At 65.1% G+C, this 10,103-nt stretch carries 11 protein-coding genes; all 11 read left to right on the forward strand.

The genetic code is table 11. From position 1 onward, the window contains the following. On the forward strand, nucleotides 1-397 hold a 397-nt coding region (locus ACMNI9_RS07945; RefSeq protein ID WP_418831497.1), incomplete at its 5' end, for a heterodisulfide reductase-related iron-sulfur binding cluster. A 52-nt stretch (nucleotides 398-449) separates the two neighbouring features. After that, nucleotides 450-1,526 carry an S-methyl-5-thioribose-1-phosphate isomerase gene (mtnA, locus tag ACMNI9_RS07950; RefSeq protein ID WP_418831498.1) on the forward strand — a complete coding sequence of 359 codons (1,077 nt, stop codon included), beginning with the start codon at nucleotides 450-452 and terminating at the stop codon, nucleotides 1,524-1,526. A gap of 148 nt (nucleotides 1,527-1,674) precedes the next feature. Next, nucleotides 1,675-2,718, forward strand: coding sequence for a deoxyguanosinetriphosphate triphosphohydrolase (locus tag ACMNI9_RS07955; protein ID WP_114565787.1), 1,044 nt, complete (start codon nucleotides 1,675-1,677; stop codon nucleotides 2,716-2,718). A gap of 230 nt (nucleotides 2,719-2,948) precedes the next feature. Beyond that, a complete protein-coding gene (locus tag ACMNI9_RS07960) occupies nucleotides 2,949-3,635 on the forward strand; it encodes an AzlC family ABC transporter permease (RefSeq protein ID WP_418831500.1) in 687 nt (228 codons plus the stop codon). After that, on the forward strand, nucleotides 3,635-3,967 hold the full coding sequence (locus ACMNI9_RS07965; protein WP_114565785.1) for an AzlD domain-containing protein: 333 nt from the start codon (nucleotides 3,635-3,637) through the stop codon (nucleotides 3,965-3,967). Before ACMNI9_RS07960 ends, ACMNI9_RS07965 begins: the two co-directional genes overlap by 1 nt. 144 nt (nucleotides 3,968-4,111) lie before the next feature. Then, nucleotides 4,112-4,459 carry a 50S ribosomal protein L19 gene (gene rplS / locus ACMNI9_RS07970; protein ID WP_114565784.1) on the forward strand — a complete coding sequence of 116 codons (348 nt, stop codon included), beginning with the start codon at nucleotides 4,112-4,114 and terminating at the stop codon, nucleotides 4,457-4,459. A 125-nt stretch (nucleotides 4,460-4,584) separates the two neighbouring features. Continuing rightward, entirely contained in the window at nucleotides 4,585-5,373 is a 789-nt protein-coding gene (locus tag ACMNI9_RS07975; RefSeq protein ID WP_418831502.1) for a ribonuclease HII, read from the forward strand. Between the two features lie 387 nt (nucleotides 5,374-5,760). Continuing rightward, a complete protein-coding gene (locus ACMNI9_RS07980; RefSeq protein WP_418831504.1) occupies nucleotides 5,761-6,267 on the forward strand; it encodes a YraN family protein in 507 nt (168 codons plus the stop codon). Continuing rightward, the gene (locus ACMNI9_RS07985) at nucleotides 6,267-7,760 is read left to right on the forward strand and encodes a YifB family Mg chelatase-like AAA ATPase (RefSeq protein ID WP_418831509.1); all 1,494 of its coding nucleotides are present in this window, start codon (nucleotides 6,267-6,269) and stop codon (nucleotides 7,758-7,760) included. Before ACMNI9_RS07980 ends, ACMNI9_RS07985 begins: the two co-directional genes overlap by 1 nt. Further along, a complete protein-coding gene (gene dprA / locus ACMNI9_RS07990; RefSeq protein WP_418831506.1) occupies nucleotides 7,757-8,677 on the forward strand; it encodes a DNA-processing protein DprA in 921 nt (306 codons plus the stop codon). Before ACMNI9_RS07985 ends, dprA begins: the two co-directional genes overlap by 4 nt. A gap of 122 nt (nucleotides 8,678-8,799) precedes the next feature. Beyond that, a partial coding sequence (gene trmFO / locus ACMNI9_RS07995) for a methylenetetrahydrofolate--tRNA-(uracil(54)-C(5))-methyltransferase (FADH(2)-oxidizing) TrmFO (RefSeq protein ID WP_418831508.1) occupies nucleotides 8,800-10,103 on the forward strand: 1,304 nt, incomplete at its 3' end.

Consider the following 10,103-nt stretch of genomic DNA (forward strand, 5'->3'; position numbering starts at 1 on the left):
CGCGTTCGGGGGTCCGCTTCGCTCCCTGTTCGAGGAAGGCGCGCTTTGCGAGCTTCCCCATTGCGGGCAACGTGCCCTTTGCTGCGGCGCGGGCGGCGCCGTTTCCCTTGTCGACCCCGACCTGTGCGCGCGGCGGGCGCACCGCATCCTCGACGACGAGGCTTCGGGCGCCGGCGCGGCCGTGCTGGTTTCGAACTGTCCCACGTGCTCCTACACGTTTGCGGCGCAACTGCGCGCCGACGAGCGGGCGGGCGCGGCCGATGCGCCCGTGCGGTCCCTCAACTACCTGGAGCTTGCGTTCGAGAACGGGTTCGATTGGGATTTGGCGTTCTACCAGCTTGAAACCATGTGGTCGGGGGAATACGGCGCGTGGGTCTGCCAGCAGCTTCTCGGTTAGCGCGCGAGGCTTGCGGTGCGCTACAATGCTGCAACCGAAGAAAGGACCTTTCATGAGCCAGCCCCTCCGTCTTGACCGATTGCCGCGCACCGTCGAGCTCGAACGCGACGGCGACGGTCGCGCGTGCTTCGCGTACGTGGACCAGCGCCTGCTGCCGGGCGAGCTTTCCATAGTCCGCACGCATGATTGGCGTGCCGTCGTGCGGGCTATCAAGACGCTTGCGGTGCGCGGCGCGCCGGCTATCGGCGTAGCGGGGGCGGCCGCGGTGGCTGCGTGGGCATGCAACGAAGGAGCACCGGAGGCCGCGTCGCATGGATGCGCCGAGCAGGGTCCGCGCTTCTGGGAGCTGCTCGAGTCGGTTGCCGAGCGGATTGCGGGCGCTCGGCCCACGGCGGTCAACCTTGCCTGGGGCGTCGGGCGCGTCGCGGCTCTTGCGCGCGAGGCGCTGCGGGAGGGCGCGCTTCCGTCCGAGGTCGCCGAGACTCTGTTCGGCGAAGCGAAGCGCATGGAAGTCGAGGACGAGGCGGCGAACCGGGCCATCGGCGCGCACGGGGCGTCCCTGCTTCCTGCGGGCGCGCGGGTGCTCACCCACTGCAACGCCGGCAGCTTGGCGACCGTGTTCTACGGCACGGCGCTCGGCGTGGTGTACGCGGCGGCCGAGCGCGGCGGGATCGAGCGGGTGTACGCGGACGAGACCAGGCCGGTGGGGCAGGGCGCGCGACTGAGCGTTTGGGAGCTTTCCCGCGCGGGCGTTCCCACCACGCTCATCTGCGACGGCATGGCGGCAAGCCTTATGGCGAAGGGCCAGGTGGACGCCGTTGTCGTTGGGGCCGATCGCATCGCCGCCAACGGCGATGTGGCCAACAAGATAGGCACGTACGGCGTTGCCGTGCTGGCCGCCGAGCACAACGTTCCCTTCTACGTGGCGGCTCCTACTTCTACCATCGATTTCTCCATTTCGGACGGTTCGCTCGTCCCCATCGAGGAGCGCGATCCGTCCGAAGTGCTGCCTTGCCCCATCGACGGCGTAGACGTGTGGAACCCGGCGTTCGACGTGACGCCCGCGCGCTACGTTTCCCGCATCGTCACCGAGCGAGGCGTCTTCTTGCCGCACGAGCTGTCGGACTAGGCGACAAGGCGGGGCAGGGGCCGCCAGCTTGCCTCCTGCTTCGCTTCAAGCCCGCTTCAAGTCCTGTCTCGTCGTTTCGTTTCCCCTGATGAAACGGCGCTGCATCTGGTACAATGCCGTTCAGGACGTCGGTTGCAAGGAGGATTCCATGCATGTCATCCATCGCGAAGACCAAGAGCAGCGAGAACACGAGACGCTTTCCGCAGATGCGGCGTTCGCCGATCAGAGCGAAGGCCGGGATCGCTCGGCCGAGCCGGACGTTCTGCGCACCGATTACCAGCGCGACCGCGACAAGATCCTGCACACGAAGGCGTTTCGCCGGCTCTCGCATAAAACCCAGGTGTTCCTGGCGGCGGAGGGCGATCATTTTCGGACGCGCCTCACGCATACGCTCGAAGTGGCTCAGATCGCGCGGACCATCGCGCGTTCCCTGGGCTTGAACGAAGACCTTACCGAGGCCATCTCGCTCGGGCACGACCTGGGGCACACGCCGTTCGGGCATACGGGAGAGTCGGCCTTGGCGCGCTGCCTTGCCCGCCACAAGGGCATCGATCCGACGTCTTCTCAGGCAGCGGCGCTGTACCGGCACAACGAGCAGAGCCTGCGCGTGGTCGAGCGCATCGAAAACGGCGGGAAGGGCTTGAACCTCACGGCCGAGGTGCGCGACGGCATCCTCAACCACACGGGCGATCTTCGGGCCGAAACGCTGGAGGGCCGCATCGTCGGCACGGCGGATCGGATCGCCTACGTGAACCACGATATCGACGACGCTATTCGCGCGGGCGTCCTTTCCGAGTCCGACCTGCCCGCCGCCACGCACGCCGTTTTAGGGTCCGATCACTCTACGCGCATAGAGACCCTCGTGCGTGACATGGTGGAGACCTCCGCCGCGGTCGACGACATTCGCATGAGCAGCACGGTATGGGACGCGATGATGGAGCTGCGGGAGTTTTTGTTCGAGCGCGTGTACACCGCGCCGACCGTCACGGTCGAGGTGGAGAAGGCGACGCACCTTATCGAGGATTTGTTCGATTACTACGTCGATCACGTGGAAGAGGTGCCGCGCGAGTACCGCGACATTCCCGAAAGCGACGACCTGCGCGCCGTGGCCGATTACGTGGCCGGCATGACCGACCGCTACGCCAAGAACCTCTACCAGCAGCTTTTCATTCCGCATTCCCTGCATTTTTGATGCGCAGCGCGTTGGTACGCGGTTTGCTGCTCGCCCTGCGCGGCCGTTTCGCGCTGATGCGTTCACGCTGGCGGATTGTCGCCCGAAACGTACGCTTTTCTCTTCGATTCCGTACGTTTCGGGCGACAATCCGTTGCGTTCGCTGCAAATCGGGCTTCCTGGCGGCAAGCTGACGGCAAGCGAGATTCCCCCATTGCGCATCTGCACAAAACTTGTATAATCGGGACGCTATGCTTACCGGGGATCACATAAAACAGTCGTTTCAAGCGGCGTTGCCCATCATGTTGGGCTACGTTGCCATCGGCATTCCCTGCGGCATCCTGTGCGACTCCATCGGACTGAACGCCTTGCAGGTGTTCTTGCTTTCGGCGCTGTTCTATTCCGGTGCGGGCCAGTTCATGATTCCCAATATGTGGCTGGCGGCTTCGCCCGTCGCATCCATCATCGCGAGCGTTTCTTTGGTCAACACGCGCCAGATGCTCTACTCGGCGGCGTTCGCGCCGGCGTGCCGCGGCGTGAGGAAGCGCCTGTCGTTCCTGTTCGCGGCTACCGTGACCGACGAAAGCTACGGGGTGAACGTGTCGAAGTTCGCCGAGGGGGAGTGGTCGGTCGGCCGCGCCACCATGGTGAACCTGTTCTCCCAAAGCTCTTGGGCGCTTTCGAACGTGGTGGGCGTGCTCGTGGGCAACGCCATCGGCATTCCGCTGGCCATTGCGGCGTTCGCCATGACCTCCATCTTCATCTGCCTGCTGGTCACCCAGAAGGTGTCGGCCGCTAACATGATAGCCGCGGGCGTGGCCGTGCTGGGCGTGTTCGCGTGCAAGGCTGCGGGCTTCGGCGGTCCGGCGATCCTCGTGGGGTCGCTTGCGGGCGTTGCTGCGGCGCTGCTGTTCACGTGGGCAAGGGGGCGCGGATAATGGAAGCCATGGGATGGGGCGACTTCTTCGTCGTGTTCGCGTGCTGCGCGGTGACCATGCTGATATGCCGCGTGGTTCCCCTGTTCGTGCTCAAGGGGCGCAACCTGCCCGAGAACGTCGAGCGCGCGCTTGGGTTCATACCGCCGGCGGCGTTTGCCGCATTGGTGGCGAACGACCTGCTCACGCCTGGGATGTTCGACGCGGGCCTCTGGCCTGCCGCCGCTCCTTTGGTTGCCGCGCTGGTGGTTGCGCTGGTGGCATGGAAGACCAAGTCTCTTCTGTGGTGCGCCGTATCGGGCGTCGCCGCGTACGCGGTGCTCATGCTTTTCTAGGCGGGGTTTGGAGGTAGGCAAGTTTTTCCGAATAAGGCAAGGAATTGCCTTGCAAGCAGAAGCACATCGAGGTATACTGTCCAATCGTGTCTTTATGAGACAACACGAACGAGTTTTCACTGAACATATAAGAAGGAACGGGTCATGGATATCATTCGCGCCATTGAACAGCAGCAGATCAAGCAGGACGTCCCCGAATTCAACGTGGGCGACAACGTGAAGGTCCACTACCGCATCGTCGAGGGCAACCGCGAGCGCGTTCAGGTGTTCCAGGGCGACGTTATCCGCCGCCAGGGCGCTTCGAACCGCGAGACGTTCACCGTCCGCAAGATCAGCTTCTCCATCGGCGTGGAGCGCACCTTCCCCGTGCATTCCCCCAAGATCGAGAAGATCGAGGTCGTCCGTCGCGGTGACGTGCGTCGCGCTAAGCTCTACTACCTGCGCAACAAGGTGGGCAAGGCTGCCAAAATCAAGGAGAAGTCTTTCCGCTAAGCTCTGCGAAGCAACCTGTACAAGAACCCCTCGTTTCACACGGAGCGAGGGGTTCTTCTTTTGCATGCGGCGCTTCTGCTATGATGCGGGAGCGCCGATAGAAATCGGAGAGGGAGAGGGAACGCATGGGACTGACGGTAGCCGACATAAAGCAACGATTGCAGCAGGCTGACGAAGCCGAGTTCGCCGTGCTGGAGCGCTCTCTGGCGGCTGAGACGCGCAAAGGGGTGCTCGCCGCTATGGAGAGCGCGCGCAAGCGTCTTGCGGCGCAGGCTGCCGAGCGCGAGCGATTGGCTTCGATGTACGCGTACGAGCGCGAGCTGGCCGCAGCGCGCGGCGCGCGGGTGATCGTGGGGCTTGACGAAGTGGGGCGAGGTCCTTTGGCGGGCCCGTTGGCCGTAGGGGCGGTCGTGCTCCCCGACGAGCCCGTTATCGAGGGGTTGAACGATTCGAAGCAGGTCAAGCCCGAGGCGCGGGAGCGTATAGCCGCTCAGATCAAAGAGGCGGCGATCGTTTGGACGGTCGAGTACGTGGAGCCTGCCGACATCGATGCGTGCGGCATGACTGCAAGTTTGGTCACGGCTTTTCGGAGGGCCGTTGCAAGCGTGGAGCGCGCGGGCGCGCGTCCCGATGTGATTCTGCTTGACGGCAATCCCTTGCGCATGGATCCGCGCGAAGTGAACGTGGTGAAGGGAGACGGCCGCTGCGCCTCCATCGCTGCGGCTTCCATTGTGGCCAAGGTGGAGCGCGACGCGCTCATGTGCCGTTACGCCGAAGAGTATCCGGCTTACGGATTCGATTCGTGCAAAGGGTATGCGAGCGCCGCGCATATCGAGGCAATCAAGCGGTACGGCTTGACGCCCATCCATCGCGTCTCGTTCTGCACGGCGTTCACGCAGCCTGCTTTGTTCTAACGGTTTCTCCCCGAGCCCCGTCGGATGCTTCGACGGGGCTCGTTGCATTTCCGCCCGCCGCTGCCGGGGTTGATCGGGCGTTGACGCAGAGCGCGGAATGCGGCGCGCAGGGCTTCGCGCGCCGGACTGCATCAACCGCGGACCCCGGACGGCATCCTTTTGGTTTCCCCTTGTCTGACCTGGATGTTTTCAATCCTGCTTGATTCGTGCTGGAAGCGCGCTGGAAACGCGCTGGATTCTTGCTGGGTTCGCGCGCGAAACGCGCTGCATCTTGGCTGGAACCCGCGCTGATTCGAGCAGATTCGCGCAGGGTCGGCGCTAGACGCACGTCATGTTTCCGCTAGGTGCGCTCGCTATGATAGAGCCACGACGAAAGGGGGAACGGTCATGGAAGATCGAACGGGAGTTGCCGAGCAGGTTGCGGCGCCGGCGCGCGACGAGGAAACGAGCCTGGAGGCTCGTTCAGGGGACGATCGGGGGAGGAAGCGAGGTCGGGGGCGCAAGAAGGGATCGGGCGCCGCTGCGGGCGCCGACTCGCACAACATCGAGCTTGGGAAGCGCGGCGAAGATGCCGCTGCCCGGTTCCTGTATCGACGGGGCTACGAGATCGTCGAGCGGAATTGGACGTGCTCGGCGGGGGAAGCCGACATCATCGCGCGAGATGAAGAGTGGGTGGTGTTCGTGGAGGTGAAAACGCGGTCGAGCTGCGAGAAGGGGTTTCCCTCGGAGGCGGTGGACCCTGAAAAGCGAAAGCGCTACGAGAACATAGCAGCTTTGTTTTTGAGGGACTACGACGTGGTCGACGTGCCGGTGCGCTTCGACGTGGTCTCCATCGTGCTGGTTGCGCCCGATCGCGCTATGATCCGCCATCACATCAACGCGTATTCGTCATGATGGCTGCGAGGGGGCGCTGCACGGTTCTCGCCGCTGCGGTTCGCGGCGTCGAGGCGGTGGCGGTGGACGTCGAGGTAAGCGTTTCGAACGGGATCCCCGGTTTCGCTATCGTGGGGATGGCCGACGCGTCGGTGCAGGAGTCGCGGGAGCGCGTAAAGGCCGCGCTGCGGTCATGCGGGTTTACGATGCCTGCGAGCAAAGTGGTGGTGAACCTTGCTCCGGGCACGCTCAGGAAGACGGGAACGGGGTTCGACCTGCCCATTGCTGCGGGCATCTTGTGCGCTACGGGGCAGGTGGACCCGCAGGCGGCGGAAGGGGTCTTGTTCGTGGGGGAGCTGTCGTTGGAGGGTGCGGTCAGGCCGGTTGCCGGCCTGCTCGCTCACGCGCTGTGCGCGAAGCGGTTAGGCTGCGCGTTGGCTGCCGCGCCCTCCGAGGGGCTGTACGCCGTCAAAGGCGTGGTGCATCGCTGTGTACAGAGCCTTTCCGACTTCCGTACGCTTCCGTTTCCCGTCATGACCGGGCGGCTTGCCAAGGGCAGCGAGGCATTGCCCGACTTTCGCGACATTGCGGGCCACAGCATGGCGAAGCGGGCCTTGCAAATAGCTGCGGCTGGAGGCCATGGGGTGCTCATGATGGGTCCTCCCGGCTCGGGCAAGACGATGCTGGCCTCGAGGCTGCCCTCCATTCTGCCTCCTTTGTCGAAAGACGAGGCGCTTGAAACGGCGGTGGTGCATTCGGTGGCGGGGGAAAGCCTGGAAGCCGTGCTCGGTGGCGCGCGCCCGTTTCGGAAGCCTCATCACTCGGCTACGCTGGCGGGTTTGGTCGGAGGCGGGTCTCCCGTTCGCCCGGGCGAGATAACCTTGGCCCACAACGGCGTTCTGTTCTTGGACGAGTTGGCGGAGTTTTCGCCTTCGGCGCTTCAGGGGATACGCCAGCCTTTGGAGGCGGGCCGGGTTACGGTTACGCGGGCGGACGGCAACATCGACTTTCCGGCTCGGTTCATGCTGGTGGCGGCGTCGAACCCGTGCCCATGCGGGTACTACGGCGACGAGGAGGAGCCGTGCACGTGCTCTCAGCGTCAGATCAAGTTGTACCAAGGGCGCATCGGCGGGCCCATCATGGATCGCATCGACGTACATATCGACGTGCGCCGCATACCTCCAGGCGAGGTGCTGGCAACCGGGTGCGGGACCGGCTCCGAAGAACTGCGCCGCGACGTGCTGCGGGCGCGGGAGTTCTCGTCGTGGAGGCGCGCGCGAGCCGCCGAGAGCAGGCCCGATACGTCGGAGGCCCTTGTGCGGGCCTGCGGCCTTTCGGACGACGACGAGAAGTTCCTCGAAGAGGTTGCCCAGGCGAGCCGCATGAGCGGCCGGGCCATCATGCGCACGCTTGCGCTGGCGCGCACGGTGGCGGACATGGAGGAGCGCGATCGCGTGGAGCGACGGCATTTGTGCGAAGCGGTGGGATTCAGGCTTCGGGAAGGGGAATCATGAGCGCGCGCATGCAGGGGCGGCCTCTTTCGGGTCCGCGGCACGTGCTCGAACTGGGCAGAGGTGCCTACCCGAAGGCCCTTGCGGTCGTATCCAACCCGCCGAAGAAGCTGTACGTCGTTGGCAGCGCAGATGCTTTGCAGGAGGGGATCGCCATCGTGGGAGCCCGCAAGGCCACCCCTTATGGGCGCGGTTGTGCGCAGCGGTTCGCGCGCATCGCCGCCGAACGCGGCGTGTGCGTGGTGTCGGGCGGCGCGCGCGGCTGCGACGCCGCCGCCCATCGAGCGGCGCTCGATGCGGGAGGGCTTACGGTCGCGTTTCTGGGCGGAGGATGCGATCGCCCTTACCCTGCCGAGCACAGCGGCCTGTTCCAGCAGATCGTCGATGCCGGCGGTGCGGTGGCATCCGAGCATGAATGGGAAAAACCGCCTTTGCCTCATCAGTTCCGCACGAGGAACCGCCTTATAGCGGGACTCGCGCGAGCTACGCTCATCGTGGAGGCGGGGCTGCCGTCCGGGACGTTCTCGACCGCCGACGAGGCGCTGGCTGCGAACCGCGACGTCTTGGTGGTTCCCGGCGCCATCACAGCGGCTTCGTCGCGCGGCGCCAATCGATTGCTCTATCAGGGCGCGACGCCGGTGATCGACGACGAGACTTTCGAGGACGCGCTGTTCTCGCTGTTCGGCTGCTTGAAGCAGGAGCGCTTTTGCCCGGAAGGGACAAGCGCGGAAGACGAGGATCCGGTGGCGGCCGCCTTGCGCGCGGAGTCTTTGGGCATGGAGCGCTTGATGGATCTTGCGCGCGAGTGCTGCGACGGGGAGGACGCGCTTCCTTGGCTCATGCGACGGCTTGTCGAAGGCGAGCGCGCGGGTCTTTTCGCGCGGCATCCGGACGGCCGGTGGGGACCGGTGGTCCGATGACGCGCGTGTTCGGAGCGGTCTCATGCCCGGTTTCGGCGGCTTCGAAGGGGCTGTTGCGGCGAAGCGGGGGAGTTTCGCGGTTTTTGCCTTGCGAGCGGCCGGGGTTTGGTATCCTTGCAGGCATGTCTAATTCAACGGTAACCATACTTGGAGCCGGGCTTGCGGGAAGCGAGGCCGCGCTGCAACTTGCCGACCGCGGCGTTCGCGTTCGGCTTGTGGAGATGCGCCCGGTTTCGTCTACGCCCGTCCATGTGTCGTCGGACTGCGCTGAACTCGTGTGCTCGAACTCCCTCAAAAGCACGAAGCCGCAAAGCGCCGCCGGCATGCTCAAGCGCGAGCTTGCCCTGCTCGGCTCGCAGGTTTATGCGGCAGCCGAGCGCAACGCGGTTCCCGCTGGCGGCGCGCTTGCGGTCGATCGCGCCGCTTTTTCCGCCGACGTGACCGAGCGGATCGCGGCGCATCCTTTGATCGAGCTGGTTCGGGAGGAAGCGACCGGCCTTGCGGCGTACGCGCAGGGGGCGGACGCCCTGGTGGTCGCCACGGGCCCGCTCACCTCCGATGCGCTTGCCGAGGACCTTGCTCGATTCACGGGCGGAGAGCATCTGGCGTTCTACGATGCCGCGGCCCCCATCGTCATGGCCGATTCCCTTGATTTCGGCAAGCTGTTTCGCCAGAGCCGCTACGAGGACGCCGAAGCCGGCGCGGGCGACTACCTCAACGCGCCGTTCAGCCGCGAGGAGTACGAGGCGTTCATCGAAGAGCTGGTGAACGCGGAGCGCGTTATCAAGCGCGATTTCGAGACGCGCGACCTGTTCCAGGCGTGCCAGCCTATCGAGGAGATCGCCCGCAAGGGCGCGGACGCGCCTCGGTTCGGAACGCTCAAGCCGGTGGGGTTGACCGACCCCCGCACGGGCCGGCGGCCTTGGGCCGCCCTGCAGCTGCGGGCGGAAGACGCGCAGGGCATGAGCTACAACCTGGTGGGTTTCCAGACGAACCTGACGTTTCCCGAGCAGCGTCGCGTGTTTCGCATGATCCCCGGTTTGGAGAACGCGGAGTTCGCTCGTTACGGCGTGATGCATCGCAACACGTTCGTCGATGCCCCGCGCTTGCTGGATGCGCAGCTGCGTCTTCGCCTTGACGCGCTGCCCGGTTCGACGGTCCCGGTGTTCGTTGCCGGACAGCTTGCCGGCACCGAAGGGTATTGCGAGGCTATCCGATCAGGCTTGCACGTAGCCCTGTCGACGGCGGCGTTCCTGAAGGGGCAGAACCTGCCCGAGCTTCCGCGCGACACGGCGTTCGGTGCCCTTATGGCCTACGCGACCGATCCTGCTACGGTGGACTACCAGCCCATGCACGTGAACTTCGGCATCATGGCTCCGCTCGACCAGCATATCCGCAACAAGCGCGATCGCTACGCTGCGTACGC

Origin of the sequence: Paraeggerthella sp. (genome assembly GCF_048427265.1) — a bacterium.
Classification (GTDB): Bacteria; Actinomycetota; Coriobacteriia; order Coriobacteriales; family Eggerthellaceae; genus Paraeggerthella; species Paraeggerthella hominis.